Annotated in this window: 25 protein-coding genes; 15 read left to right on the top strand and 10 right to left on the bottom strand. The window is 62.9% G+C overall.

Annotated features, from left to right (window positions below; translation table 11 throughout):
- Positions 1–42: 42 nt before the first annotated feature.
- The 5 genes from carA to B0919_RS08280 form a co-directional block, all read right to left on the bottom strand.
- On the bottom strand, positions 43–1,128 hold the full coding sequence (gene carA / locus B0919_RS08300) for a glutamine-hydrolyzing carbamoyl-phosphate synthase small subunit (protein WP_078011774.1): 1,086 nt from the start codon (positions 1,126–1,128) through the stop codon (positions 43–45).
- Between the two features lie 488 nt (positions 1,129–1,616).
- The gene (locus B0919_RS08295) at positions 1,617–2,756 is read right to left on the bottom strand and encodes an aspartate aminotransferase family protein (protein WP_078011773.1); all 1,140 of its coding nucleotides are present in this window, start codon (positions 2,754–2,756) and stop codon (positions 1,617–1,619) included.
- A gap of 185 nt (positions 2,757–2,941) precedes the next feature.
- Entirely contained in the window at positions 2,942–3,925 is a 984-nt protein-coding gene (gene argC, locus B0919_RS08290; RefSeq protein WP_078011772.1) for an N-acetyl-gamma-glutamyl-phosphate reductase, read from the bottom strand.
- Positions 3,912–5,099 carry an argininosuccinate synthase gene (gene argG, locus B0919_RS08285; protein WP_078011771.1) on the bottom strand — a complete coding sequence of 396 codons (1,188 nt, stop codon included), beginning with the start codon at positions 5,097–5,099 and terminating at the stop codon, positions 3,912–3,914. The genes argC and argG overlap by 14 nt, the downstream gene beginning before the upstream one ends.
- A gap of 111 nt (positions 5,100–5,210) precedes the next feature.
- Positions 5,211–5,846 (bottom strand): GNAT family N-acetyltransferase, encoded by a 636-nt coding sequence (locus B0919_RS08280; RefSeq protein WP_217701016.1) that lies wholly within the window; start codon positions 5,844–5,846, stop codon positions 5,211–5,213.
- Positions 5,847–6,700: 854 nt separating this feature from the next.
- On the opposite strand from B0919_RS08280, the gene argB reads away from it, so the two are divergent.
- From argB to B0919_RS08255, 4 genes are all read left to right on the top strand, one after another.
- Positions 6,701–7,483 carry an acetylglutamate kinase gene (gene argB, locus B0919_RS08270; protein ID WP_078011769.1) on the top strand — a complete coding sequence of 261 codons (783 nt, stop codon included), beginning with the start codon at positions 6,701–6,703 and terminating at the stop codon, positions 7,481–7,483.
- Positions 7,471–8,541: a M20 family metallo-hydrolase gene (locus B0919_RS08265; protein ID WP_078011768.1), complete on the top strand. Its 1,071-nt coding sequence runs from the start codon at positions 7,471–7,473 to the stop codon at positions 8,539–8,541. The genes argB and B0919_RS08265 overlap by 13 nt, the downstream gene beginning before the upstream one ends.
- Positions 8,542–8,625: 84 nt before the next feature.
- Positions 8,626–9,936, top strand: coding sequence for an argininosuccinate lyase (gene argH, locus B0919_RS08260; RefSeq protein ID WP_078011767.1), 1,311 nt, complete (start codon positions 8,626–8,628; stop codon positions 9,934–9,936).
- A gap of 623 nt (positions 9,937–10,559) precedes the next feature.
- Entirely contained in the window at positions 10,560–11,096 is a 537-nt protein-coding gene (locus B0919_RS08255; RefSeq protein WP_078011766.1) for a TetR/AcrR family transcriptional regulator, read from the top strand.
- 97 nt (positions 11,097–11,193) lie between these two features.
- Here B0919_RS08255 and B0919_RS08250 read toward each other — a convergent pair whose 3' ends face one another.
- The gene (locus B0919_RS08250; RefSeq protein WP_078011765.1) at positions 11,194–12,393 is read right to left on the bottom strand and encodes a cation:proton antiporter; all 1,200 of its coding nucleotides are present in this window, start codon (positions 12,391–12,393) and stop codon (positions 11,194–11,196) included.
- A 98-nt stretch (positions 12,394–12,491) separates the two neighbouring features.
- Between B0919_RS08250 and B0919_RS08245 the strand changes: the two genes are divergently transcribed.
- On the top strand, positions 12,492–13,715 hold the full coding sequence (locus B0919_RS08245; RefSeq protein WP_078011764.1) for a TIGR03862 family flavoprotein: 1,224 nt from the start codon (positions 12,492–12,494) through the stop codon (positions 13,713–13,715).
- Positions 13,716–13,751: 36 nt separating this feature from the next.
- Here B0919_RS08245 and B0919_RS08240 read toward each other — a convergent pair whose 3' ends face one another.
- Positions 13,752–14,006, bottom strand: coding sequence for a hypothetical protein (locus B0919_RS08240; protein ID WP_139361993.1), 255 nt, complete (start codon positions 14,004–14,006; stop codon positions 13,752–13,754).
- Between the two features lie 230 nt (positions 14,007–14,236).
- Here B0919_RS08240 and B0919_RS08235 point away from each other — a divergent pair, with 230 nt between their 5' ends.
- Entirely contained in the window at positions 14,237–15,688 is a 1,452-nt protein-coding gene (locus B0919_RS08235) for a diadenylate cyclase (protein WP_078011762.1), read from the top strand.
- A 253-nt stretch (positions 15,689–15,941) separates the two neighbouring features.
- On the opposite strand, the gene B0919_RS08230 is transcribed toward B0919_RS08235, so the two are convergent.
- Complete coding sequence (locus tag B0919_RS08230; RefSeq protein ID WP_078011761.1) at positions 15,942–16,937, bottom strand: aldo/keto reductase; 996 nt, start codon at positions 16,935–16,937, stop codon at positions 15,942–15,944.
- A 219-nt stretch (positions 16,938–17,156) separates the two neighbouring features.
- Here B0919_RS08230 and B0919_RS08225 point away from each other — a divergent pair, with 219 nt between their 5' ends.
- From B0919_RS08225 to B0919_RS08205, 5 genes are all read left to right on the top strand, one after another.
- Positions 17,157–17,684: a DUF4112 domain-containing protein gene (locus B0919_RS08225; RefSeq protein WP_078011760.1), complete on the top strand. Its 528-nt coding sequence runs from the start codon at positions 17,157–17,159 to the stop codon at positions 17,682–17,684.
- Positions 17,685–17,763: 79 nt separating this feature from the next.
- Positions 17,764–18,186: a hypothetical protein gene (locus tag B0919_RS08220; RefSeq protein ID WP_139361992.1), complete on the top strand. Its 423-nt coding sequence runs from the start codon at positions 17,764–17,766 to the stop codon at positions 18,184–18,186.
- Complete coding sequence (locus tag B0919_RS08215) at positions 18,186–18,863, top strand: SCO family protein (RefSeq protein WP_254846516.1); 678 nt, start codon at positions 18,186–18,188, stop codon at positions 18,861–18,863. Before B0919_RS08220 ends, B0919_RS08215 begins: the two co-directional genes overlap by 1 nt.
- A 66-nt stretch (positions 18,864–18,929) precedes the next feature.
- The gene (locus B0919_RS08210; protein WP_078011758.1) at positions 18,930–19,373 is read left to right on the top strand and encodes a c-type cytochrome; all 444 of its coding nucleotides are present in this window, start codon (positions 18,930–18,932) and stop codon (positions 19,371–19,373) included.
- Positions 19,374–19,482: 109 nt separating this feature from the next.
- Positions 19,483–20,490 (top strand): enhanced serine sensitivity protein SseB C-terminal domain-containing protein, encoded by a 1,008-nt coding sequence (locus B0919_RS08205; protein WP_078011757.1) that lies wholly within the window; start codon positions 19,483–19,485, stop codon positions 20,488–20,490.
- Between the two features lie 78 nt (positions 20,491–20,568).
- On the opposite strand, the gene B0919_RS08200 is transcribed toward B0919_RS08205, so the two are convergent.
- Positions 20,569–21,084 (bottom strand): DUF2062 domain-containing protein, encoded by a 516-nt coding sequence (locus tag B0919_RS08200; RefSeq protein WP_078011756.1) that lies wholly within the window; start codon positions 21,082–21,084, stop codon positions 20,569–20,571.
- A gap of 122 nt (positions 21,085–21,206) precedes the next feature.
- Here B0919_RS08200 and B0919_RS08195 point away from each other — a divergent pair, with 122 nt between their 5' ends.
- The 4 genes from B0919_RS08195 to B0919_RS08180 all read left to right on the top strand — a co-directional run bounded on the left by B0919_RS08195 (position 21,207) and on the right by B0919_RS08180 (position 25,195).
- Positions 21,207–22,223: a YihY/virulence factor BrkB family protein gene (locus B0919_RS08195; RefSeq protein ID WP_078011755.1), complete on the top strand. Its 1,017-nt coding sequence runs from the start codon at positions 21,207–21,209 to the stop codon at positions 22,221–22,223.
- Between the two features lie 176 nt (positions 22,224–22,399).
- Entirely contained in the window at positions 22,400–23,812 is a 1,413-nt protein-coding gene (locus B0919_RS08190; protein ID WP_078011754.1) for a DEAD/DEAH box helicase, read from the top strand.
- Between the two features lie 60 nt (positions 23,813–23,872).
- Complete coding sequence (locus tag B0919_RS08185) at positions 23,873–24,208, top strand: low molecular weight protein tyrosine phosphatase family protein (RefSeq protein ID WP_078011753.1); 336 nt, start codon at positions 23,873–23,875, stop codon at positions 24,206–24,208.
- Between the two features lie 45 nt (positions 24,209–24,253).
- Complete coding sequence (locus B0919_RS08180; RefSeq protein ID WP_078011752.1) at positions 24,254–25,195, top strand: M90 family metallopeptidase; 942 nt, start codon at positions 24,254–24,256, stop codon at positions 25,193–25,195.
- Here the strand turns inward: B0919_RS08180 and B0919_RS08175 are convergent, their stop codons facing one another.
- A complete protein-coding gene (locus B0919_RS08175; protein ID WP_078011751.1) occupies positions 25,196–25,471 on the bottom strand; it encodes a hypothetical protein in 276 nt (91 codons plus the stop codon).
- Between the last annotated feature and the right edge of the window lie 215 nt (positions 25,472–25,686).

The following is a 25,686-nucleotide window of genomic DNA, read 5'->3' as shown; positions in this document are numbered from 1 at the left end:
CATGACGTGCTGGGGTGCTGCCGTGCGGAGCTTGCCGTTCGGCTACTTACCAGCCTTGTACTTCTCTACCTCGTCCAGGAACTGGTCGAACAGAAACTCCGTGTCCTGGGGGCCGCCGGCGGCTTCGGGGTGAAACTGGGTGGAGAAGAAGGGCTTGGTCTTGTGCTTGATGCCTTCGCAGGTGCCGTCGTTCAGGTTCTCGAAGAGCATGTCCCACTCGGCGGGCAGCGTGGCGGTGTCCACCGCGAAGCCGTGGTTCTGGCTGGTGATGTAGCTGCGCTGGGTGCCGGTGAGCTTCACCGGCTGGTTGTGGCTGCGGTGGCCGTACTTGAGCTTGAACGTGTCGCCGCCGGCCGCGAGGCCCATGAGCTGGGAGCCCAGGCAGATGCCGAAGATGGGCTTGTCCTGCTGCAGCGCCTTTTGCAGGTGCTCGATGGTGGGCGTGCACATTTTCGGGTCACCGGGGCCGTTGCTCAGGAATAGGCCGTCGTAGTCGAGCTGGGTGAAGTCGTAGTCCCAGGGCACGCGGATCAGCTCCACGTCGCGCTCCAGGAAGCAGCGGATGATGTTGGTCTTGGTACCGCAGTCCACCAGCACGATCTTGTTTTTGCCGGTGCCGTAGTGCTGCACGCCGTCGGGGCTCACCTGGGCCACCAGGTTGTCCTGGTTGGGGTCGTGCAGGGGCACGTCCTCTTCGGCCACGATTTTGCCGAGCATGGCGCCCTTCTCGCGCAGCTTCTTGGTGAGCATACGGGTGTCCACGCCGAAGATGCCGGGGATGTTGTACTCGGCCAGCCACTCGCCCAGGCTCTTGGCGGCGTGCCAGTGGCTGTGCTCCTCGGAGTAGTAGTTGACCACCAGGCCCGCCACGTGAATCTTGTCCGACTCGAAAATCTTGGAAATCGACTCGTACAGCTCCTCGCCCGGCACGCCGTAGTTGCCCACGATGGGGTAAGTCAGCACCAGAATCTGCCCGGCGAAGGACGGATCGGTGAGGTTTTCGGGGTAGCCGGTCATGGCCGTGCTGAACACCACTTCGCCCGCGGCCGAGGTGAATGCGCCGAAAGATTGGCCCTGAATTTCGGTGCCGTCTTCGAGCACCAGCTTCACCGATTTAGCGTTTTCCACTCTGTTGTGCGAAAAAAGGGTTTACTCTGTTGATTTTCTGCGGTGCGCCTCACCCCCGGCCCCCTCTCCAAAAGAGAGGGAGAGCCTGGCGGGAAATCGTATCAGCCATTTCTATTGGCTGAACAGTAACTAGGCGGAGGTGCGGCGTGGCTTCGGCCCACTGTTGGAACCGGCCGGATACAATTTCGGCTGGAACAGAACCAAACAGTAGAGGTCTATTCCAGCCGAATGAGGACTTAAGCCAAACGGGAGCGAAAGAAGGTAAATCAATCGGTCCCGCGCCCTGCCGCTCCCAGATGTCAGGCATCGGAAAATCGGGTGGGCACGACTGCTGGAAAGAAGATTGGGTGGCCGCACTTTCAGGGAAAGAACCGGCCAAGGGCTGCGCAATTGTAGGAAACGGCAGCGTGCAGCTGATCAGAAGGTGAGCTTTGCTCGGGAACCTCGTCGTGCCACTCATTAAGGCCGCAAGTTAGGCCACGAGTTGCTTAACTCCTTACCTGAGCCGGAATAATTGCGTACAGCGCCTGCAAAAACAGGTCTACCTCCTCGCGTTTGATGTTCAAGGGCGGCAGCAGGCGCAGCACCCCGGGGTCGGAGGCGTTGCCCACGAAGATGTGGTATTCCGTCAGCAGCTTGTCGCGCAGGTCCTTGATGGGGAAATCGTACTTAATGCCCACCATCAGGCCGCGGCCGCGCACTTCCTGGGCGCCGGCGTTGGCTAGCAATTCAGTACGCAGGTACTCGCCCATTTCCGTGGCGTGGGCCAGCAGGTTTTCCTGCTCGATGACTTCCAGCACGGCCAGCGCGGCGGCGCAGGCCAGGTGGTTGCCGCCGAAAGTAGTACCCAGCAGCCCGTACGAGGCCTTGAACTCCGGCGCAATCAGGATGCCGCCGATGGGGAAGCCGTTGCCCATGCCCTTGGCCACCGAGATGATGCCCGGCCGCACGCCGGCGTGCTGGTGCGCGAAGAACTTACCGCTACGCCCGTAGCCGCTCTGCACCTCGTCGGCAATGAGCACGGCGCCGTACTGCCGGCACAGCTGCTCCAGCCCCTGCAGAAACTCATCCGAAGGCATAATTATGCCGCCCACGCCCTGAATCGGCTCAATGATGATGGCGCAGGTCTGGCCTGCCTGCAACACCCGCTCCACGTCCGCCAGCTCGTAAGGCAGGAAGCTGATCTGGTGCCCGGCGTTAAAGGGCGCCACGATTTTCTGGTTGTCGGTGGCGGCTACCGCGCCCGAGGTGCGGCCGTGGAAAGCCCCTTTAAATGCAATGACGTGGCTTTTGCCGGTGTGAAACGACGCCAGCTTCAGCGCATTCTCGTTAGCCTCGGCACCCGAGTTGCACAGGAACAGCGTGTAATCTGCGTAGCCCGACACCTCACCCAGCTTCCGGGCCAGCTCGCGCTGAATCGGGATGTGCACCGAGTTCGAGTAGAAGCCGATCTGCTGCACCTGCTCGGTGATGCGCTGCACGTAGTGCGGGTGCGAGTGGCCGATGCTGATGACCGCGTGGCCGCCGTAGAAGTCAAGGTACTGCTCGCCCTTGTCGTCCCAGAGCTGCGCCCCGAGGGCGCGCACCGGCGTGATGTCGTTGAGCGGATAGACGTTGAAAAGCTCCATTTAAGTTAGAACTGAGAGCTGAGAAGTTAGAACTGAGACGCTGCGCCGGCAGCTAGTAGAACGTCATTCCGAGCGAAGTCGAGGAATCTCGCGTGCTGATGTCAGGTATTAAAATCGCCGATCAACGAGGGAATTACTACCCGAGCGAGATGTCTCGACAAGCTCGACATGACATTACCAATTCATTAGAAAAGCACCGATTTGAGGTGAAGCCCCGTCGTCTCCGGCAGGCCGAAGAGCAGGTTCATGTTTTGGATGGCCTGACCCGAAGCGCCCTTCACCAGGTTGTCGATTACCGAGGTGATAAGCAACTGCTTGCCGAATTTCTGCACGTGCAGCAAGCACTTGTTGGTGTTGACTACCTGCTTCAGATGCACTTCCGCGTCCGACACCGTGGTAAACGCCGCGTCGGCGTAGAACTCCTTATAAAGAGCCCGCGCCTCGTCCTGCGTCAAATCCGACGGCGTGTAGACCGTGGCGAAGATGCCGCGGGTGAAGTTGCCGCGGTACGGGATGAAGTGCACCTCGTTTGCCAGCTCCGGCTGCAGCTGCGTCAGGCTCTCCCCTATCTCGCCCAAATGCTGGTGCGTGAAGGGCTTGTAGATGGACACGTTGTTGGCGCGCCACGAGAAATGCACCGTCTCCGACAAACTCTGCCCCGCGCCCGTCGAGCCGGTAATAGCCGATACGTGCACGTCGTCGGTCAGCTTGCCGGCCTGGGCCAGCGGCAGCAAAGCCAACTGAATGGCCGTGGCAAAGCAGCCGGGGTTGGCAATGCTCTGCGCCTGCTCAATGCGCGTCCGGTTCAGCTCCGGCAGCCCGTACACGAACTCCCGGTCCTGAAACTCCCGGTCGGCGCTCAGGCGGAAGTCGTTGCTGAGGTCGATGACGTGGGTGGTTTCCGGCAGCGGGTGCTTCTCCAGAAACGCCCGTGAGTTGCCGTGGCCCAGGCAAAGGAACACCACGTCCTCATCACCGGCGAGTTCGGCAGTAAACCGCAGCTCCGTTTCGCCCACCAAATCGTCGTGCACCTGGTACACCGGGCTGCCTGCGCTCGACGACGAAACGATGGCGCCCAACTCCACGAACTCGTGGTGCAGCAGGATGCGAATCAACTCGCCCGCCGTGTAGCCGGCCCCGCCGACGATGCCAACCTTAATCTTGCTCATTGAAGGAAGCGTGAATGCGCAGCTGGTTGCTGAAAATCTTGATGAAGCCCTTTGCGTCGCGCGAATCCCAGGCGTTGTTCTCTTCACCGTAGGTCGCTACCTTCGACTGCATCATGTCGAACTTCGACTCGATACCCAGCAGCTCAAACTGATAGGGCTTCAACGACACGTACACCGTACCCGACACCCGCTCCTGCGACGACTCCAGGAAGGCTTCCATGTCGCGCATCACCGGGTCGAGATACTGCGCCTCGTGCAGCAGCGTGCCGTACCAGTTGGCGATGTAGTCCTTGTGCAGCAGCTGCCAGCGCGACGACACGTGCTTTTCCAGCAGGTGGTGTCCCTTGATGAGGATGAGCGGCGCCGGCGCCTCGAAGCCCACGCGGCCCTTGATGCCCAGGATGGTGTCGCCCACATGGGTGTCGCGGCCGATAGCGTACTGCCCGGCCAGCTCGTTAAGGGCCACAATCAGGTCCACCGGCTTCATGGCTTCGCCGTTCAGGGCCACCGGTTCGCCTTTCTCGAAGGTGATGCTGATTTCCTGCGGCTCCTGCTTGCTCAGCTGGGTCGGCCAGGCCGATTCGGGCAGGCCCTGCCGCGAGGTCAAGGTCTCGACGCCGCCCACGCTGGTGCCCCAGATGCCCTTGTTGATGGAGTATTTGGCTTTTTCCCAGCTCATCTCCACGCCGTTGGCCTGCAGGTATTCGATTTCCTGCTGGCGCGAAAGGCGCAGGTCGCGGATGGGCGTCAGGATTTCGGTGTTAGGCGAGATGACCGAAAATGCCACATCAAAGCGCACCTGGTCGTTGCCGGCGCCGGTGCTGCCGTGGGCAATGTAGTCGGCCTTGTTTTCGCGGGCGTACTCGGCCAGCGCCAGACTCTGAAACATGCGCTCCGCGCTGACGCTCAGCGGGTACGTATCGTTCTTCAGAACATTCCCCGCCAGCAGGTAGCGCAGGCACTGCTGATAGAACCGCTCCGTCACGTCGATGACCTCATGGCGCTTGGAGCCCATTTCGTAGGCGCGCTTTTCGATGCCGGCCAGCTCCTCTGCCGAGAAGCCGCCCGAGTTGACGATGACCGTGTGGACTTCCAGGCCCAGTTCCTTCGTCAGATACACGACGCAGTAGGACGTATCCAAGCCGCCGCTATAGGCGAGAACTACCTTTTTCATTAGCGCTGAAGGGGTTCTTGAGAGAAGAAGGTGTGGCGCGGCTGACCTTGCCGCTTCGGTATGCAGTATCCAAGCCGTGGCGGAGCGGAAGCACCCGCTCCGGCAGCTAACTCAGATCGTAAAATCAGTGTTGGGCGCCAGCGCGGGCGTTGCAGCGCCAGTTTCCGCTGGCTTGTCAAGGAAGTCGATGGTTTCCTGCGCCTTGGCCGCCTGCCCGTACTCGTCGTTCAGGTTGTCGTACACCATGCCCGTGCAGAGGCACATGCGGCGCTCGTTTTCCTGCAGGATGGGGTAGTACTTGCAGCTCGCGCAGCCCTTCCAGAAATCGTCGCTGTGGGTCAGATCGGGGAAGGTTACCGGCTTGTAGCCCAGTTCGGTGTTCATCTTCATCACCGCCGCCGAGGTGGTAATGCCGAACAGCTTGGCCTGCGGGTACTTGGAGCGCGAGAGTTTGAACACCTCGTGCTTAATGGCGCGGCCCAGGCCCTCCTTACGCAGTTGCGTGTTGACAATCAGGCCCGAGTTGACAACAAATTTGTTGTCCTCGAAGGTCTCGATGTAGCAGAAACCGGCCAGCTGCTCGCCGATAAAGGCGATGATGGAGTTACCGGTTTCCATCTTCTTTTTCAGGTAGTTGGGGTCGCGCTTGGCAATACCCACACCCCGCTGCTTGGCCGATTCCTCGTACCATTGACAAAGCGTGTCCACATACTGCACGTCGGCAGCATCAGCAACTCGTAGGATCATCGGGAAGGAGACAATGGTACCGGCCACTCGCAAAACGGGCGCGGCAAGAAAGTCGGGAGTTCAGGAAAACAGCAGATGTACGCTAGCGGTACGCGGCGCGAAGCAGCTCCCCGGGGAGTTGTCGCAACGACCAGTCGGCTCCGATGAGCGGCCGGTATCCGGGAAAAGTGCCAGTTGGGGAGGATTGGCTGGGGCGGGCAACGCGCCCTTGGGGCGTCGCTCAGGCGGGGACCAGGTCAACCCACCATCAGTACATGTACCGCGTCCTACACTCGTGCAGCCAGTTTGTGTCGTTAGAGTCCTCTCCGTTCATGGGCGTTGTCGACAGCGACAACGAGTACCACTCCTGAAATTTTTCGCAAACATACTCGTCAGTCTTTACAATGCAAACGTACTTTTGCGCCGCACGCAGCGACGAGACGTCCATTGGCCGGGCAACCTGAGCCAGAAATCTGGCTAACTTCTACGGAGACCGGCGTTTTGCGACTGAAAACCTACGTCGAAAAAAGCAGGGCAGAGCGAAAAATTAACGCAACCAACCGCCCGCTTGGGGTATCAAATCGGGGTCGAGAACCGCGACGAATTCGCCTGGGGCTGCCTCATCCGGTTCGAGCCGGAGAGCAGCGCAGAAAGCAGGAGGCGACGGGGCTGGGCGAAAGCCGACAGGCAAGTGTTCATTCTGCCGCCATAACGTTTAAACGCTGAAAAATCGTTTCAAAACTCCCGTAGTATTGCGGCCGTTTTGCGAGTAATGCGGGCCTCGGGAGCATCCCGGCACCTCTACCCTGCCCCGCGGCTCTGCCCTTACCATATCAGCACCGACATCACACGCCAGCAGGCGTCTGTTCACGCACATGAAGGAAGTACTCAAAGTATTTAAGATAGGCGGCGGCGTGCTCGACGACGAGGCGCAGCTGCAGCGTTTTGTGCAGGAGTTTGGCCGGGTTCAGGGCCGTAAAGTGCTGGTGCACGGCGGCGGCAAGGGCGCCAGCCAGATGCTCAAAGATCTGGGCATTGAGCCGCAGATGGTGCAGGGCCGCCGCATCACCGACGCGGCCACGCTGGACGTGGTGACGATGTTTTACGCCGGCAAAACCAACAAGCAACTGGTGGCCGCGTTGCAGGCCGCTGGCACCAACGCCCTGGGCCTCAGCGGGGCCGACGGCAACGTGATCCGCGCCGTGAAGCGGCCGGTCAAGGACATTGATTACGGCTTTGTGGGCGACCTGCCCGAAAACAGCGTCAATGCGACGCTGCTCAGCACGCTGCTGGAAACCGGCCTGACGCCCGTGCTCTGCGCCATCACCCACGACGGCCACGGCCAGCTGCTGAACACCAATGCCGACACCATTGCCAGCACCGTGGCCCGGGCCCTGGCCGCGGCCTACGAGGTCGAGCTGCATTTCTGCTTCGAAAAGGACGGCGTACTGGGCGACTTGAACGACGAAAGCTCGGTCATTCCCCAGATTGGGCCCGAGCAGTACCAGCAGCTCAAGACCGAAGGCGTCATTGCCGCGGGCATGATTCCGAAGCTGGACAACGCTTTTGCGGCGCTGGAAGCCGGCGTAGAAAAAGTTGTCATTGAGCACGCGCTGAAAATCAACGCGCCCGTCAAAACTGTGCTATGCCGCAGCTAACCGAGGCGCTGGAGGACGCGGCCATCGAGCTGCTCATCGCGCTGATCCAAACGCCGTCGTTGTCGCGGGAAGAGGCGCAAACGGCGGAGTTGCTGGTGACTTTCCTGCGCCGGCACGGCGTGGAGCCCCAGCGGGTGGGCCACAACGTGTGGGCCCAAAACCGTCATTTCGACCCCGCCAACCCTACTATCCTGCTCAACTCCCACCACGACACGGTAAAAGCCGGCGCGTCGTGGACCTACGATCCGTTCGGGGCCGTAGTGGAGGACGACAAGCTTACTGGCCTGGGCAGCAACGACGCGGGCGCCTCGGCCGTGAGTCTGCTGGCCACGTTCCTACACTTCTACGAGCGTACCGACCTGGCCTACAACCTCATCTGCGCCATCACGGCCGAAGAAGAAATTTCGGGCGGCGGCGGCATCCGCAGCGTGCTGCCCCTGCTGCCGCCGCTGGCGTTGGGCATCGTGGGTGAGCCGACGCAGATGGACCTGGCCATTGCCGAAAAAGGCTTGGTAGTGCTCGACTGCACGGCCCACGGCCGTACCGGCCACGCGGCCCGCAACGAAGGCGACAACGCGCTTTACAAAGCCGTAGACGATATTAACTGGCTGCGCAGCTATCAGTTTTCGGAAGTATCGCCCCTGCTCGGACCGGTGAAGCTGACCGTAACGCAGGTGCAGGCCGGCACGCAGCACAACGTGGTGCCCGACCGCTGCAGCTTCGTGGTCGACGTGCGCACCAACGAGTGCTACTCCAATCAGCAGGTCGTCGAGCTGGTGCAGCAGCACGTGCAAGCCGAAGTAAAGCCCCGCTCGACCCACCTGAACTCCTCGCGCATCTCGCCGCAGCACCCGCTGGTGCGCCGCGGCGTAGCGCTAGGCCGCCAAACATTCGGATCGGCCACGCTGTCGGATCAGTCGATGATGCCGTTCGACACGGTCAAAATCGGTCCTGGCGACTCCGCTCGCTCCCACACCCCCGACGAATACATCCTGCTCAGCGAAATTCGCGGCGGTATTCGTGGCTACATCGAGCTGCTGGAAGGGCTGCAGCTGTAGCGCAGGGTGCTGGCCTTCCGCGGCGAAGCCATTAATTACGTCGCACCGAACTCCGGTTCACGCCCGGAACTCCACCACTGACACATGAAAATCTGGGACAAAGGCATTGCCGTCGATAAGAAGATTGAGCAGTTCACCGTCGGCCGCGACCGGGAGCTGGATATGTACCTGGCGCAGTTCGATGTGCAGGCCTCGAAGGCGCAGGCCAGCATGCTGGCGCGGGTGGGCCTGATTTCGGCCGCCGAAAACGAGCAGTTGCAGCAGGGTCTGGCGGAACTGGCCGTCGACATCGAGCAGGGCACGTTCACCATCGACGAGAGCTTCGAGGACGTGCACTCCAAGATCGAGTACTACCTCACCGAGCGGTTCGGCGACGCGGGCAAGAAGATTCATACCGCCCGCTCGCGCAACGACCAGGTGCTGACGGCCATTCAGCTGTTTCTGAAGGACTACACCGAGCGCGCCGCGGCCAAAATGCTGCAACTCGTGGAGGTGCTGCTGCAGAAAGCCGAGCAGCACCAGACGGACCTGATGCCGGGCTACACGCACTTTCAGGCGGCCATGCCCAGCTCCTTCGGGCTGTGGTTTTCGGCTTACGCCGAGCACCTGTTGCTGGATCTAGCTCTGTTCGAGGCGGCTCACACCGTGGCCGACCAAAACCCGCTGGGCTCGGGTGCCGGCTTCGGCTCCTCCTTTCCCATCGACCGGCAACAGACCACCCAGGAAATTGGCTTCGGCAGCCTGGCGGTGAGCAGCGTGGGCGCCCAGATGCTGCGCGGCAAGACCGAGAAAACGGTGGCTTTTGCCCTGGCGGGCGCCGCAGCTACCCTCTCGAAAATGGCCTATGACCTGGTGCTTTACAACTCTCAGGACTTGGCCTTCGTGGAGTTGCCGGCGGCCTTTACCACGGGCAGCAGCATCATGCCGCACAAGAAAAATCCGGACGTGTTTGAGCTGATCCGGGCCCGCTGCAACGCGCTGCAGGGCGTACCCAATACCATCATTCTGGCGACCAACAACCTGCCCAGCGGTTACCATCGCGACTTCCAGATTCTGAAGGAACTGCTCTTCGAGCCGCTCACGCAGTTTCTGGACATCCTCGATATTGTACTCTTTGCCCTGCCCGAGCTGAAGATCAAGCCGAACCTGGTGGAGCAGGCCAAGTACGACGCTATTTTCACCGTCGAAAACATCAACCAGCTGATTCAAAGCGACACGCCATTTCGGGAGGCTTATAAGCAGGTAGGCCACGCCGTGGAGGACGGCAGCTACCAGCCCCACCGCGAATTTCAGACGACGCACTTGGGCAGCGTCCACAATCTGGGGCTGGCTGAAATCCGTGCCAAGCGCGACCAACTGGTCGCACGCAGCTCCTTGACCAAGCGGCCTAATTAAGTAACCCCGAAGCTTCCTTGCTTTTCCTAAGCCCCGGCGCAATGCGTTGGGGCTTTTTTGGCGCCAGCTCTATTGAGTTGCTTCATACAGTATTCTCGACCTTGAATTTATTGCGCAACTATGAAAAATTTTTCAGCTGCTTATAAATCTTACTCCCAATGCATTACACAGCCTACAAACCAAAGGTGAGTGACTACTCACAAAAAAAAGTAAGCTAACACTTACTATCGTATGCAAACCTTTGCGTAATATTGCTCTCGCTAACGGGCAATGACTCCCACTAGTTGCTAGTTAGCTTACTACCACGTTCTGTTCTACCGGATGTTGTCCCACCCCATCCGGAACCCATCGAGAATCAGTCGCCAACCTAGGCAGAGCTGACCTATCGAACCCCAAGGCCGGCCGATTCGGAAACCCCGAGTCGGCCGGCCGCTTTTTATGCCTACTCGTTGCGGCGCGCGTGGTCCGCTCGCGGCATCTACAAAGTATCGCTAAGTGCTGGAGCCGCTGGCGAGCTAAAAAAATCGCGCAACTAATCCTAATTGCGGCGAACTTGCAGCGTTTTAGCCATCTTTGGCCGCTAATAACCTAGCGCGTCGGTTTTCAGCCGAACATCCAGCTCCATGTCCACAGTCAACCGCAAACAGCACATCGCTCAGGTAGCCTTGCAGCTCTTTGGGGAAAAAGGCTTCGAAAACGCCTCCACGCAGCAAATTGCGAAGGCAGCCGGCGTTTCGGAAGCTCTTATTTTCAAACACTTCGGCTCCAAAGACCAACTACTGGACTTTGTTATCCGCAGTGGCTACAAGCGCATCATCGAGGAAAACCGCGGGTGGCTTTCCGAACAGGACCCGCTCACCTTCATTCACGCCGTTATCGACCTGCCAGTGAAGCTGGTACAGGCCGAGCCCCACTTCTGGAAGCTGCAGTACCGGCTGGCCAACGTGGAATCGGCGCGGCAACAGCACGAGCGGTTTATGCAGCCGGTGCCGGCCCTGCTGGAAAAAGCCTTTCAGGCGTTGGGCTACGACGAACCCGACAAAGAAGCCAGCCTGCTGCTGCTGCTGGTGGAAGCGCTGTGGAAGATCGAAGCCAACAAAACCGACGAGCACGTGCCCGACATGCTTGATTTTATCAAACGCAAGTACCAGCCGCAGTAGGTATCTATCTGGCTTCTGCTCACCTCAAGACACATGCCCCGCGCGGCCGCTTACAGCGGCTGGGCGGGGCATGTGTTTTTGCCCTGCTTGTTGCGCCTCAGTACTCATTAAGTTCCGGCGGGGCTTCCCGGCTGGGCAGCTGCAGCCCGATAAGCATGAGCACGCCCGTGAGCAGGATGACCACGAACAGGATGTTTTCGCTGACTTCACCGATAAGCTGCTTCTGCGGAATGCTGTAGAATAGCAGCACCGTAATCAAACCTTTGGGGGCGATGAATACCTCCGGAATGAGGCTGGTGCGGGCCACGTAGCGCAGGTACAAGTAGCGCAGCAAGGTGAGCACGCCCACGATGAGCAGGCCCTGCAGCAGCAGGCGCGCATCGAGAATGCTGCTAAGGGAAATGGAAAAGCCGAAGAGTAGGAAGAAGAACGTGCGGATAAGAAAGGCCGACTCAGCGGTAATGCTCTGCAGCTGCCGCAGTTCGTCCTGCAGACGCTCCAGCTGAAACCAGCGCCGTAGCGGCCCGCGCAGGAACAGGTCGGCGTTTTTGAGCACCAGCCCGAACACCAGTACCACCAGCAGCGAGGACAGGTGCAGCTTTTTGGCCAGCGAATAAATCAGCACCAGAAAGGCCAGCACTAAGAAGAACTTCACGTGCAGCCGGATGCGGTGGAGCAGAAAGGCCAGGATGGCCGTGGCCAGGGCCGATACGACCAGGATGGCCAGCAGGTCGCGGGTAAAGGTGAGAGCCGAAATGCCCTGCGCGAAGTTGTCCTGGGCCACGAAGTTGAAGAGCATGATGCCCAGAATGTCCGAAAACGTGCTTTCGTACACGATGAACTCCTGCTTCTCGCCCCCTAGGCCAGCCACGCTCGGAATAGCCACGGCCGAGCTGATGACGGCCAGCGGCACCGCGTTGAGCAGGCAGCTCTGAAACGGCACGTTCGGCCCCAGGTACCACTGCAACAGCCCGCCAATGGCAAAAGCCTGCCCCAGCAACATAACGGCCGCCGCGACAAATGCCCGCCGGATCAACGGCCCCTTATCGGGGCTGATTTTCAGGTTCAGGGACTCATCGAGCACTATCATGATCAGCCCGACGATGCCGAGCAACTGGAGCGTGACGGCGGGCAGGGCGACCTGGGCACCCGTGTAATCGACGGCTTGCTTGAGGGCAATGCCGGTGAGCAACAGCATGAGCACCGAGGGGATTTTGGTGGCCCGAGCGGCAATGTCGAACAGGTACGACAGGATGACGGCAATGCTGAGGTAAATCAGGATGGAGTAGGGTCCCATGCCCCGATGCTACGAACTTCCCGGCAAAACGCTGTCGAGCGGTGCCGGGCGGGCGTTACTTTTGCGAGCGGCCAAGCCCGGCTTTTTTCCTTTCCTGCATGCAGAATCCGACCGTAGCCATCATCGGCGGGGGGCCCGCGGGCCTGCTGGCGGCCCAGCATTTGGCCGAAGCCGGCGTGCCCGGGGTGGCCGTGTTTGAGGCTCAGGCCACGCCCGGCCGCAAGTTTTTGGTGGCCGGGCACGGCGGCTTCAACCTGACCAACGGCGAACCGACCGCCGCCTTCGGCCCCCGCTACGGCGCGCAGCAACCGGTCTTCGAGCAATTCCTCGCCCACTTCGGTCCCGAAGAGCTGCGCCGCTGGGCCACCGATTTGGGCATCAGCACCTACGTGGGCAGCAGCGGCCGCGTGTTTCCGGCGCCCGAGCACAAGCCCGCGCACCTGCTCCGTGCGTGGCTGCAGCGCCTCGCCGACCTCGGCGTGCGCCTCCACACCCGGCACCGCTGGCTGGGCTTCGACGGCGCCACGGGTCTGCGGCTGCGCGACGAGCAGCAGTCCACTGAGTTTACCATCGAGCCGCGGGCCACGCTGCTGGCCCTCGGCGGCGCGAGCTGGGCCAAGACGGGTTCCGACGGTGCGTGGAGCCAATCGTTAGCCGCGCACACGGGCATGGCCCTGACGCCTTTCGCGCCGAGCAACTGCGGGGTGGAAGTGCCGTGGTCGGATTTTTTTCGGGCAAAAGTAGGCCGCAGCCCGCTTAAGAACGTGGCCCTGAGTTGCGGCAGCGCCACCGCCCGAGGCGAAGTCATGCTGACGGAATACGGCCTGGAAGGCACGCCGGTGTACGCGCTGACCCCGGCCATCCGCGAGGCACTGGCGGCTGGCGCCCCGGCCCAACTGCTGCTCAACCTCAAACCCGAGCTGCCGGTGGAGGCCGTGGCAAAACGTCTGCAACAGGCCCGGCGGGGCTTGTCGGGGGCAGAAGTGCTGCGGCAAACGCTGCGCCTGGGCCCGCCCGTGCCCACGCTGCTGCGCGAGGCCGTACCCGCCGTGCCAACCGAGCCGGCGCAACTCGCTGCTTTGCTGCAGGCCGTGCCCCTGCTCTTAACCGGCTTGCGCCCCTTGGACGAGGCCATCAGTACGGCCGGGGGGGTGCCCTTCGCAGCGGTGGATGGCCACCTGATGCTGCGCAGCCGCCCCGGCACCTTCGTGGCGGGCGAAATGCTGGACTGGGAGGCCCCCACGGGTGGTTACCTGCTGCAGGGCTGCTTTAGCACGGGGGCCTGGGCCGCGCTGGGCATTCGGCAGTGGCTGCAAGGCTAGGCGCGCCCAGCTTGTGAGCCTAGCCCGCAGTGGTTATTACTCGTACGGCTCCACCTCGTGCGCTTCGGCCTCGGCCAGAATGCGTTTGGCTTCGCGTAGCAACCGGTAGCCCGGGCTGCGCTGCTCGCGCCACAGCAGCACCAGCAGTACCACAAAGGATACGCCTGGCAGCAGGAACCCCAGCCCAAACCAAAGCCAGAACGACCGTTCGTGGCTATAAGCGCAGTAGCCCGTGACCAGCGGCAGCCACAGTATTCCACACAACGCTCCAAACAGTAAATCAACCAACATACTCGGCGGCGTGACAACAACGGGCAGACCTGCTCTTCTAAGTTACGGGAAACGAACCCACTACGCAACCAGTACTTGCCCTGCGTCGCTTTCCTGACAACTCATGCCGGGGAGAAAAGTTGGGGCCCAGTCGGCGCCTTGGCGCGGGCACGCACCTTCTGAAGTACCTTTCCCGTAAGCTAGGCCATTGCCGGCGGTCCACCGCGGCCGGCAGGCTTGTTTTGCGCCGCATGTGGGAATACCAAAGTTTGTTCCGGGTCTCGGCTCAACTGTTCGCCGAGGGAGTTTTTAATCTGCTAGACCGCAACCTGCGCCCGGAAGTGCTGCTCGTCGGGATGGCGGCGGCGCGCGAAACCGATGTGCCCGGGGCAGTGCGTGTGGAGCCGCCCACCCACCGCTACCAGCCCGAGCACTTCGCCCGGGTGAAGGAACGCGCCGCCGCCCTGGAGCTCGACGGTGCCCGGGAGCTGGTGTATCACCTGCAGCACGACGACCAGGACCGTTTCGAGAAGCTGCGCTGGTACAGCATGCTGCGCCGCGCCATCGAACTGGAGTTGGCTCCGCTGGCCGAGGAAGACGGCAAACGCGTGTTCTGCTCGCTGCCGGTGCTCATCAACGGCTACCTCATCATGTCCGTGCTGCAGCTCTCTACGGAGGCGCTCAAAACGTATTACCGCCTGCCGGGCGAGGTCAGCCACGAGTCCCGGGCGCAATCCTTGCTGCACGCGGTGGTGCGCGAGTTCCTGCTGGAGTGCAGCAAGGCCCTGCGCGGCTCCGACCTCGACCAGGAGGAAGACCGCCCCATCCTCGACCGCGACTACAACGAGCTGCTGCGCGCGGCGGGCCGGCGCTTTATGCAGGGCCCCGCGGGCGGCAACCACGGCCTTTACGACGCCTGCAACGGCGTGGCCGCCCTGCGCCACGAAGGCCAGGAAGTGCACGGCACCATGCTCATCGCGCGGCGCAACCACCCAGCCGTGGTGCCGGTGCTGACGCTGGAAATGCCGGTGCCCCTGCGCGACCATCGTTCCATCCGCAAGCTCCTGGAGATGAGCGAAGGTCGCACGGCACTGGTGTCCGACGCGGCCCACGTATTCGGCCTCGGCTACCTGGTGGAGCCCTCCGATGCCCTGTACGAGCCGCTGTTTCAGGTGCGCTTTACCACCCACCACAACTGGGAACTGAGCTACGCCGACCACGTGATGATGCGCGTGGTATCGGGCACGCCGCGGCTGCCGAAAAGCCGCATCAACGAGCAGACCTTTGCCGACACCATCCGCCGCCTCTGGCCCGCCCTGGACGACAACGCCGTCACGAACCTGTGGGAGCTGACGTTGCAGGCCACCACCCAGTCGCACGGCACCATTCTGGTGGTTTCCGACAACGCCGGCCTGGAAGCCCAGCGCCTCACGCGCCAAAGCTTCCGGGTGGCGCCGCGCTTCATGACGCCCTCCGTGCTGCGCCTCGTCACCAACATCGACGGGGCTGTACTCATCGACCCGCGCGGCACCTGCTTCGCCATTGGGGCCATTCTGGACGGCCTGGCCACGGAAAAGGGCGACTCCTCGCGCGGCTCGCGCTACAACTCGGCCTTGCGCTACGTGGAATCGGCCCGCTACGCCACGCTGGCCGTGGTAGTGAGCGAAGACGGCTGGATTGACCTGCTTCCCTCGAAGAAGTAGTAACGACCCGTAAATGCCTGTTGAGAGTATCTGGTGCTGCCGCAATCAGCGGCAGCACCGGCAGTCATTGCGAGCAGAGCGAAGCAATCCTTCCTCTAGCAGCACTGCCGACGCAATACCTACTGACCAAAAACGACCCCGCCCGAAACTAGCATTACCAGTTTCGGGCGGGGTCGTTTTCTAGATTCTACCAGATGTAGCGTTGCTCGCAATGACAGCCCGTGCCGTCGCTGCTGGCTGATCGTGCACGGGGCTACCGCCCCACGGCCTGCATCATTTCGGCGGGGTAGCGCGTGCCGGCGGCCACACCTCTGGGGGCTATTTCGTCGATTTGGCGCAGATCTTCCGGGCTGAGCTGCACGTTGAGCGCCCCTACGTTTTCCTCCAGGTACGCCACTCGCTTGGTGCCGGGGATGGGCACGATGTCGTTGCCTTGGGCCAATACCCAGGCCAGTGCCAACTGGCCGGGCGTGCAGCCTTTTTGCTGGGCCAGTTGGTTGATGCGGGCTACCAGATCGAGGTTTTTCTGGAAGTTTTCGCCCTGGAAGCGGGGCGTAAAGCGGCGGTAGTCGTCGGCGGCCAGGTCCTCAAACTTCTGAATCTGGCCGGTGAGGAAGCCCCGGCCCAGCGGCGAGTACGGCACGAACCCGATGCCCAGCTCGCGCACCGTTTGCAGGATGCCGTCTTCCGGGTCGCGGCTCCAGAGCGAATACTCGGTTTGCAACGCCGTGATGGGGTGCACGGCGTGAGCACGGCGAATGGTATCGGCGCCGGCTTCGGACAAGCCCAGGAAGCGCACCTTGCCTTCCTTCACCAGCTCGGCCATGGCCCCCACCGTTTCCTCGATGGGCGTGCTGGGGTCGACGCGGTGTTGGTAGTACAAATCGATGTGGTCGACGCCCAGGCGCCGGAGCGAGCCTTCCACGGCCTGGCGCACGTACTCGGGCCGGCCGTTGATGCCGCGCTTGGTTGGGTCGTTCGGGTCGCGCTGAATCCCGAATTTCGTGGCAATGACGACCTGGTCGCGGCGGTCTTTCAGGGCCTTGCCCACCAGCTCTTCGTTGAGGAAGGGCCCGTACATGTCGGCCGTATCGAAGAAGGTAACGCCCAGCTCGGTGGCGCGGTGGATGGTGCGCATGCTTTCGGCGTCGTCGCGGCCGGCGTAGAAATCGGACATGCCCATGCAGCCGAGGCCGAGGGCCGATACCTGCAGGCCCTGGCCCAGGGTGCGCGTTGGAAGAGTGCTCATGTGGGGCGGTGTTTGGAAGAAGTAAAGAATGGAATAACAGTAGATAACCGCCGAAGCCGGTAAAATGATTGGCTCCGGGGTAAGCGGCGGCAATTTTTCCGCGTTGTCCGCCCATTCGGCCAAGCCCACTTTCCACCAAAGCCCTGGCAAAGCTGCACCAGCCAAGGTGTACCTGCCGGGCTGGTTTGCGTAGAAACGGACAACCTCTCCCCCATCCTCATGGACACTTCCCTGCCCAATAAATACGCCCGCCTGCGTTCAGCCACCAGCCCCGCCGATACCGATGCGCGTCTGCAGTGGGTGAACCAGGTTGCCCGCCTGATGGACAGCCAGTTTCGGCTGCCCGGCACCAACTTCCGCTTCGGCCTCGACCCCATCCTGGGCCTCATCCCGGTGGTGGGCGAGCTGGGCACCTTTGCCATTTCCGCCGCCCTCATCGTGACCATGGTGCGCCACGGGGCCTCGCGCAAGGTGGTGGTGCTGATGGTGCTCAACATCCTGCTCGACACAGTGGTAGGCAGCATTCCCGTCATCGGCAACTTCTTCGACTTCGCCTACAAAAGCAACGAGCGGAACGTGCGCCTGCTGCGCCGCCACTACGGCGAGGGCAAGTACCAGGGCCGTGGCACCGGGCTCATCGCGGCCCTGTTAGTGGGCTTGCTGGCTATGTTCGCCCTCGTGGCCTGGGGCTCGTGGAAAGTGCTGCTGTGGCTGTGGGAATACGGCCAGCAGCACTGGACTTACTAAACCTGCGCCCTGCGCGGCACACGGGGTAAATCATTACTGGGCGGGCTAACATCCGTCGCGGTGGGCTACCTTTGCGGCCGTGAATACCCACCAACGTACCTTGGGCTGGCGGCAGGCCTTGCCGCTGCTGGGCCTGCTTGTAGCGGGCTGCCTGCAGCTGCAAAGCGACGAAGAAAAGCGCGCCTTTGCCGAGCAGAAACTTATGGCCCGCCACGACGAGCTGATGGCCCGCATGGACGAGCTTTACCAGCTGCGCCAGCAACTAACCAAGGTACCCGATACCGTGCTGGCCGGGCGCCGGCGACAGGCGCTGCAGGCGGCCGACGCAGGCATGATGCAGTGGATGCACCAGTACCACCGCCCCGCCGACACGACGCGCCACGAGCGGGCCATGGCTTATCTGGCCGCGCAGCAGCACCGAATCGACTCGGTGGGTGTTCTGATGCAACAGAGTATTGACTCGGCCCGCGTGGTGCTTCGTGCCACCGGCCCCACCCACTGATGATGCTTCGATTCTCGCTTCTACGCCCCCTGCTGGGCGTGGCCCTGGCTGCCATGTTGCTGCCCGCCTGCCAGCTCAACGCCGACAAACCCGCTCAGGCGGCCCGCCTGCCCATCCTGGGCGAGCCGGAAGTGCTGGCTCCCGGCGACACGGTGTACCCCAAGGTGCCGGCCTTCACCCTGCTTGATCAGGACAGCGTCACCGTTACGCCGGCTACGTTTGCCGGCAAGGTGTACATCGCCGACTTCTTTTTCGCCACCTGCCCCAGCATCTGCCCCAAGATGCAGAGCCAGATGCTGCGCGTGTACGAGAAATACAAGAATGACCCGCGCGTAGCCTTCCTTTCGCACACCATCGACCCGGAGCACGACACGCTGCCCGTGCTGCGCGACTACGCCCAGCGCCTCGGGGTGCCCACGGCCCAGCAGTGGCACTTCGCCACCGCCCCGCGCGACACCATTTTCCGCCTGGCCGGCCAGTACATGGTAGCGGCCCAGCGCGATGCCTCGGCGCCCGGCGGCGCGGTGCACAGCGGTGCCTTCGTGCTGGTGGACCCGCAGCGCCACATCCGGGGGATGTACGACGGCGTAAACGCGCAGGAAGTGGACCGCCTGCTGCAGGATCTGCCGCGCCTGCTCGAGGAAGTAGCCCCGGCCAAAGCCACCGCCGCCAAGTAATCCGCCGGCTCGCCCCCGGCCGGCTACTGCAACGCCGCCGTCTGGGGGCTGACCTCCCACGTGCCTATGCCCTTCCGCCTTTCGCTCCGCCCTACCACCGCATTGCTGCGCCCGGTTGCCGCGCTGGCCGCCGTGACGCTGGCCTTGCCGGCCTGCTTCACCGACCGCCAGAACGAGGGGCAGCGCCTGTACGCTACGCACTGCGCCAGCTGCCACGGCGAGCAGGGCCAGGGGCTGAAGCGCCTGATACCGCCGGTGGCCGGCTCGGATTACCTCGCCAAGCACCGCAACCAGCTGCCCTGCCTGATCCGCCGCGGGCAGCAGGGGCCCATCGTGGTCAATGGCGTGGGCTACAACCAGGTGATGCCCGGCCACGAAGACCTCACCGACTCGCAGATTACCAACCTGCTCAATTACTTGCACACGGCTTGGGGCAACCGCGGCGCCAAGCACACCATCCGGGAAGTCAGCGAGCTGCTGGGCCCGTGCAACGGCTCCGACGGACGCTAAACCCGGGCTCTTTCACGCCCTGGAGCAGCTTGCCGCTGGGTTTGCCAGCTCATCGGCTGGTTGTTCGCCCAATCCTGATTAGTTTGCATCTTCATTCGATTACCGCATCATGGGTCTGTTCGACTTTCTAAAGAAAAAACCCGGCGACGAGCCCGCCGCTACGCCGCCTGCCAATTCGCAACCTGCTACACCGGCTTCGCCCGCCGCTCCTACCGAAAGCGCCCAACCCGAAGCGCCCAAGCCGGCGGCCGGCGGCCCGCGTTACCAGCGCCCGGCCTTCGCGGCCAAGAGCGCGGCTGAGATGCAGCCCAGCTTCGAACACACGCCGGCGCCCATGATTCCGCCCATGTCGGAACCGGAGCCGATGCCGTTGCCCTTCGAGCCCAGCAACAACCTGGAAAATGCGCTGCTGATGGCCGCGCAGGACCCGCAGTACCGCCTCGCCTTCTACCACGAGCTGCTGCACGCCGAACTCATCGTGCTGACCAATGCCCCGGAAGGTGCCGAACCCGGCGAAGTGACCGTGACCGAGGGCACCGAGGTGCAGCTGCACGTGCTCCACGACGGCCGCATCCCGGTTTTCTCCTCCGAAGCGCGCGTCTACGATGGCGGTGCCATTCAGGGCGAAGTATCGTTCCTGCGCGTGCCGGGCGAAGGCTTCTTCCGCATGATCAACGACGCGGAGTGCGTGCTCAACCCCTTCTCGCCGTTCGGCAAGCTGCTGGTAGCCCCGGAAATTGCTGATCTGCTGTCGGGCCGCATCTTCTCCGTACCCGAAGGCGCTGAGCAAGGCCCGCAGGCCCAGCTGGTGCCATTCGCGGAGGTGCCGGAGGAACTGCAGACCGCCCTGCGTGATTTCTGCGCCCAGCACGCCCACATCGAGGCTGCTTACTTGGCCGGGGTAGTCATCGAAGGCGAAGACGCTCCTTCACGCCTACTACTCGCCTTCAACGTCGATGGCGAAGACATGGACTTCCTGCAGGAGCTCGGCCCGGTGATTCAGGCGCACCTGCAGCAGGACGCCATCGACGTGGCCCGTCTCAGCCCCGACCCCAACGAGCCGCTCACGCAGTTCTTCAGCCAGCAGGAGGCCATTTACCGCCGCGTGCAGGCCTAAAGGCTTTCGTGCCTCGCTAATGCAGAACGTCATTCCAGGCCCTCAGCTCGGAATGACGTTCTTTTTGGGAGCCACTCGTTATTCGGCTTCCAGGGCAGCCTTCTCGGCCTGCCGACGCTCTACCCGCCGGAACAAGGGCAACAGCAGCGCGTACAGGGCCAGCGTGATGGGAATGGCGCCGAGCAGCCACAGCAGCAGCGCCCCTACTTCGGCGCGCCAGAACAGCTGCAGCGCCGCCTGCCAGTCGTGGCTGAGCAGGTACTGCACCCGGGCCAGCGTAATCTGGTTGCCGCTCGGGCCGCCCAGCAAGCTGGCGCCGTAGCGCAGCAAAGGCAGCAGCAGCATGATCTGAATGGGGCTGAGCAGGTGGCTGACGAGCAGCAGCGCGCCCACGTTCAGGCGCAGCCACACGGCCACGGCCGTGCCGAGCACGGTGGTCACGCCCAGCAGGGGCACCAGCCCGAAAGAAGCCCCGAGGGCTACCGTCAGGGCTAGCTTGGCCGGCGACAAGCCTTGGCGCAATTGATTCAGCAACGGGTCGACCACACGGCGGCGGAAAAACCCGGAAGGAGCAGGAGAAGCAGCAGACGACATCTAATCAACAAGAACAGCGCGGGGCCAAACGATTGGCTGCGGATAACAGGCCCGGGGCCCGCCGCGTTTCAAACCACTATTCGCGCTTCCCCGCCGTGGGGTTGCCGCGCCTCCGGCTTGGCATGACAAAAGTACGCCCCACCGGCCGGCTGCACCACCGCTGGCCCGATTTCTTTACGCTGCTGCGCCGCGCCGGCCGCGAGCTGTCGGCCCACGACCCGCTGCGGCTGGGGGCAGCTACGGCCTTTTTCACCACGTTTGCCCTGCCGCCGATTCTGATTTTGTTTGTCAGCGTGCTCGGTTCGCTCTACCCCGCCTCCCAGGTGCGGAGCCTGCTGCTGCAGAAAATTGCCGACCTGATTGGCACCACCGGGGCCGGCTTGCTGGAGCAAATCGTGTCGAACGTGACCAACATCGAGCGCAGCCGCTGGGTCACGGTTCTGGGGTTTGCGTTTCTGACGTTTGTGGCCACCACCCTGTTCGTTGTCATCCAGAACTCGCTCAACGACCTGTGGCAGGTGCGCCCGCGCCGGCAGCAGGGCCGCTTTGGCCGCGTGCTGCGCGAACGGATGCGTTCGGCCTCGGCGCTGGCCTCCACGGCCGTGCTGGCCGTCGCGGCCATCGTGGCCGACTCGGCCCTGCACGTGTTCAGCGACCTGGTGGCTGGCTTCGGCATGACGCTGGTGCTGCTGCTGGTGCAGGGGCTGAACAACGTCGTGTCGCTGCTGATTCTGACGGCCTGGTTTGGGCTGGCCTTCCGCAACCTCAGCCACGCGCACGTGCCCTGGACGGCCTTGTGGCGCGGGGCGCTGCTCACCGGGCTGTTGTTTGAGTTGGGGGAGCGGGTGCTGCACCTGCTGCTGAAGCCCCGTAACCTCGGCCCGATCTACGGGCCGGCCTCGTCGGTAGTACTACTGCTGCTGTTCGTGTTTTACTCGGCCATGATGTTCTACTTCGGCGCCAGCTTCACGAAGGTGTATGCGCAGTACGCCGGCCACCCGCTGCGGCCCAAGCCTTCGGGCGTGCGTTACCGGCTCGTGAACCTGCCCGAGCCCGCCGAAAAGCCCGCGCCGGGGCTACCTGCCCGGCACCGCCGCGCCAGGCGGCAGGGTCGGGAGCTGCCCGATGCCCCGCAGTAAAGCCCACCACTCCGGCGCAATCAGCCACTACCAATGACCCATAAACCGAGTCCCGGACTTGCGGCATCGGTAGGACAACTGCACCCTAAGGCCACATTTGGCTACCATCCCGACGGGGCTACCGCGGGCCGGCGGTGGGTTTCGTACCTTTACGCCCTGCTTGCTATTTCGCTTCGATGTCTGACGCCCCCGTTACCGCCGCTTCTGCCGCCCCCGATTTTACTTCCCTTGGCCTTGCCGAGCCGCTGCTGCGTGCCCTGGCGGAGCTAAACTACCAGCAGCCCACGGCTATTCAGGCGCAGGTGGTGCCGCTGGTACTGGCCGGGCAGGACATTGCGGGCCAGGCCCCCACCGGCTCGGGCAAAACAGCCGCCTACGGCCTGCCCCTGCTCCAGCAGCTCGACGTGACGCAGGACGCGGTGCAGGTTATCGTGCTGGTGCCGGCCCGCGAGTTGGCGCTACAAGTGCGCGACGAGCTCAAGCGCCTGGGCAAGTACCTGCCGAACCTGCGCGTAGCCGCGTTCTACGGCGGGCACAGCTTTCAGGAAGAAACCAAGAGCCTCAAGCAGGCCCCGCACGTGGTAGTGGCCACGCCCGGCCGCCTGTTCGACCACCTCGACCGGCGCACCATCATTCCAAACAAGCTGCAGCTGCTCGTCATCGACGAAACGGATAAGCTCCTGGACCTGAAGTTCCAGGAGGCGCTGGCCAACATCGTGCAGCGCCTGCCGCGCCGCCGCCAGACGCTGCTGTTTTCGGCTACCATGCCCGAGAAAGTGCTGGAGCTGGTGCGCAAGAACCTCACCCGCCCGCGCCACGTGCAAGCCGATGCGCAGGCCGAGGCACTGCCCGAGTCCTTGACGCTGCTGGGTCAGGTCGGCACCACAGAAAAGAAACCCGCCGCACTGTTTCACATCCTGCAAAAGCCCGAAACCGGCCGCGCCCTGGTGTTTTGCAACACCCGCCAGCGTTGCGAGGAACTGGCCCGCTTCCTGAGCAGCCGTGGCATTGCTGCCGAGGCGCTGCACGGCAAGCTGCCCCAGCCCGAGCGCGACAAAGCCCTGCTGAAGCTGCGCAACGGTTCGGCCCTGGCCCTGGTAGCTACCGACGTGGCCGCCCGCGGCATCGACGTAACCGACCTCGACACGGTTATCCAGTTTGAGGTGCCCGAAAAGGCCGACACCTTCCAGCACCGCGCCGGCCGCACGGCCCGTGCCGGGGCCCAGGGCACTGCCTACATTCTGGCCACTCCCACCGAGCAGGCGCTGGTGCAGCGCTGGGCCGTAGCCAAAGAAATCAACTGGACGCCGCTGCACGCCCCGGCCTTGCCGCCGGCTGCCAAAACGCCCAAGCCCACTACCGTTACCCTGCACGTATCGGCGGGGCGCAAGGAGAAAGTCAGCGCCCACGACCTGGTGGGGGCGCTGGTAAACGTGGCCGGCCTGGAGCGCGAAGCCATCGGCCGCATCGAGGTGTTCGACCACTACAGCTACATCACCGTGCCCCGCGAGGCCGGGCGCGCCGTGCAGGACAGCATGGCCGGAGCCCGCATCAAGGGCAAGAAAGTTCGCGTGACGGAAGTGCGGTAACGTATGCTGGCCGCCCCCTTCTCAAGGGCCGCAGCAGTAGCCTCATTAGCTTAGCCGCCCATGCGTAACCTGCTGTTTATTTGCAGCCAGAACCGCTGGCGCAGCCTCACGGCCGAGCACTTGTTCGACCAGCACGCGGATTATGAGGCGCGCTCGGCGGGCACCGAGCCCGGTGCGCGGGTGCGCGTCACGGCCGGCCACCTGGGCTGGGCCGATGTGGTGTTTGTGATGGAGCGGCGCCACGCCGACCGCCTGCGCGATAAGTTTGCCGATGCCTTGGAGGGTAAGCCCGTTATCTGCCTGCGCATTCCCGACAAGTACCAGTTTCAGGACCCGGTCCTGATCGAGTTGCTGCGCGAGCGGCTGCACGCGCACCTAGGGCCGGAAGCTTGCTGAGCCGGTCGGCAACCAAACCACTCCGCCCCCGTTCCTCCGGCAACTATGGAGTACTTACTGGGCCTGGCCGTGCTGGCCGGCATCGTTTTTCTGATTTACCGCTTCGCCACGGGCGGCCGGCGCCACCGGGCCCGGCTGCTGGCCCAGCCCTTCCCCGAGGACTGGCGCACCATTCTTACGGAGCGAGTCGCCTTTTACAGCGCCCTCACCGATACCGAAAAACTGCGCTTTGAAAAGCAGGTGCAGTTATTTCTGGGCCAGACGCGCATTACCGGCATCAAAACCGGCATCGACGACACCACGCGGTTGCTGGTGGCCTGCTCGGCCGTGATTCCCATTTTTGGTTTCCGTGGCGGCTGGGAGTACAACAACCTGGGCGAAGTGCTGGTGTTTCCGGACGCCTGGCAGCTGCCCCGCGACGAAAGCAAAGAAGTGGCCCCGCTGGAAGGTACCCTGCTCGGCTCAGTGCAGAACTTTCAGCATGACCACTACATGCGCCTGTCGAAGGCGGCGCTGGAGCAGGGCTTCCGCGACGCGAAGGACAAGCAGAACGTGGGCATCCACGAGTTTGCGCACCTGCTGGACGAGGCCGACGGGCAAATCGACGGCATCCCGCTGCTGATGCTGCCGCGGGAGCTGGTGCCCGAGTGGCAGCGCGTAATGCACGAGGAAATCGAGCAGATTCGGGCCGGCAAGTCCACCATCGGGGACTACGGCGGCACGAGCACCGCTGAGTTTTTCGCGGTGGTACTTGAATACTTCTTCGAGAAGCCCGAGCAGCTGGAGCAACACCACCCGCAGCTGTACGAACTGCTGACGCGCACCTTCCGGCAAGACCCCGGTCTGCGCTTCGCCCGCTTCGACCCGCGCCGGCTGCTGAAGAAGGCACCCAAGCGCCTGGGGCGCAACGACCCGTGCCCCTGCGGCTCGGGCGAGAAGTTCAAGAACTGCTGCCAGCAGACGCAGGAAGCCGACGCGGCCGCGTAATTAGCCGGCAGACACGGGTTTGCGGCGCGGCTCCACTCGCCCGCCGGTGGCCCAGAGCGTCAGGCCAATCATGAGGGTACCCAAGCCGATGGCAAACAAATCGGTGAAATAGGTGGCCCAGGTTTCGCCGGTACTCTTGAGCAGGAACCGGTTTCGGGTGCCACCGTACAGGCCCTGCGCCTGGATGGTGCCCTGGGCTGTACACGTGCCCACGGCAAATACCTTGGCCTGGCGGTCGAAGCCGCTGTAGTGGTGCAGCTTGGTTTGCTTGCCCACCGGCGTTTCGCGCAGGGCGTAGGCTCCAGCATTACGCTCCCTCCTGGAATGGTCAGCTGCAACCGGGGCGCTACCCAGTCATCGTCCTCAATCCAATGGCCGGGCTCGTTTTTCGACAGCTTCAACCCGCTGCTAAGCACGTAAGCCACCAGTGAGTAGTTGTGCTTGGCATTGGTTTCGGCAACGGTGCCTTCGACCAGCACGGACGCCCCGGC

The sequence above is a fragment of the Hymenobacter sp. CRA2 genome (genome assembly GCF_002007105.1).
Classification (GTDB): domain Bacteria; phylum Bacteroidota; class Bacteroidia; order Cytophagales; family Hymenobacteraceae; genus Solirubrum.
Note: the sequence above shows the minus strand (reverse complement) of the source record. Positions and strands in the feature narration are given on the sequence as shown.

Coding starts and splice junctions, on each gene's coding strand:
- B0919_RS08295 (WP_078011773.1), bottom strand. CDS start 2,756: ATGGAGCTTTTCAACGTCTATCCGCTCAACGACATCACGCCGGTGCGC.
- argC (WP_078011772.1), bottom strand. CDS start 3,925: ATGAGCAAGATTAAGGTTGGCATCGTCGGCGGGGCCGGCTACACGGCG.
- argG (WP_078011771.1), bottom strand. CDS start 5,099: ATGAAAAAGGTAGTTCTCGCCTATAGCGGCGGCTTGGATACGTCCTAC.
- B0919_RS08280 (WP_217701016.1), bottom strand. CDS start 5,846: ATGATCCTACGAGTTGCTGATGCTGCCGACGTGCAGTATGTGGACACG.
- argB (WP_078011769.1), top strand. CDS start 6,701: ATGAAGGAAGTACTCAAAGTATTTAAGATAGGCGGCGGCGTGCTCGAC.
- B0919_RS08265 (WP_078011768.1), top strand. CDS start 7,471: ATGCCGCAGCTAACCGAGGCGCTGGAGGACGCGGCCATCGAGCTGCTC.
- argH (WP_078011767.1), top strand. CDS start 8,626: ATGAAAATCTGGGACAAAGGCATTGCCGTCGATAAGAAGATTGAGCAG.
- B0919_RS08255 (WP_078011766.1), top strand. CDS start 10,560: ATGTCCACAGTCAACCGCAAACAGCACATCGCTCAGGTAGCCTTGCAG.
- B0919_RS08250 (WP_078011765.1), bottom strand. CDS start 12,393: ATGGGACCCTACTCCATCCTGATTTACCTCAGCATTGCCGTCATCCTG.
- B0919_RS08245 (WP_078011764.1), top strand. CDS start 12,492: ATGCAGAATCCGACCGTAGCCATCATCGGCGGGGGGCCCGCGGGCCTG.
- B0919_RS08240 (WP_139361993.1), bottom strand. CDS start 14,006: ATGTTGGTTGATTTACTGTTTGGAGCGTTGTGTGGAATACTGTGGCTG.
- B0919_RS08235 (WP_078011762.1), top strand. CDS start 14,237: ATGTGGGAATACCAAAGTTTGTTCCGGGTCTCGGCTCAACTGTTCGCC.
- B0919_RS08230 (WP_078011761.1), bottom strand. CDS start 16,937: ATGAGCACTCTTCCAACGCGCACCCTGGGCCAGGGCCTGCAGGTATCG.
- B0919_RS08225 (WP_078011760.1), top strand. CDS start 17,157: ATGGACACTTCCCTGCCCAATAAATACGCCCGCCTGCGTTCAGCCACC.
- B0919_RS08215 (WP_254846516.1), top strand. CDS start 18,186: ATGATGCTTCGATTCTCGCTTCTACGCCCCCTGCTGGGCGTGGCCCTG.
- B0919_RS08210 (WP_078011758.1), top strand. CDS start 18,930: ATGCCCTTCCGCCTTTCGCTCCGCCCTACCACCGCATTGCTGCGCCCG.
- B0919_RS08205 (WP_078011757.1), top strand. CDS start 19,483: ATGGGTCTGTTCGACTTTCTAAAGAAAAAACCCGGCGACGAGCCCGCC.
- B0919_RS08200 (WP_078011756.1), bottom strand. CDS start 21,084: ATGTCGTCTGCTGCTTCTCCTGCTCCTTCCGGGTTTTTCCGCCGCCGT.
- B0919_RS08195 (WP_078011755.1), top strand. CDS start 21,207: ATGACAAAAGTACGCCCCACCGGCCGGCTGCACCACCGCTGGCCCGAT.
- B0919_RS08190 (WP_078011754.1), top strand. CDS start 22,400: ATGTCTGACGCCCCCGTTACCGCCGCTTCTGCCGCCCCCGATTTTACT.
- B0919_RS08185 (WP_078011753.1), top strand. CDS start 23,873: ATGCGTAACCTGCTGTTTATTTGCAGCCAGAACCGCTGGCGCAGCCTC.
- B0919_RS08180 (WP_078011752.1), top strand. CDS start 24,254: ATGGAGTACTTACTGGGCCTGGCCGTGCTGGCCGGCATCGTTTTTCTG.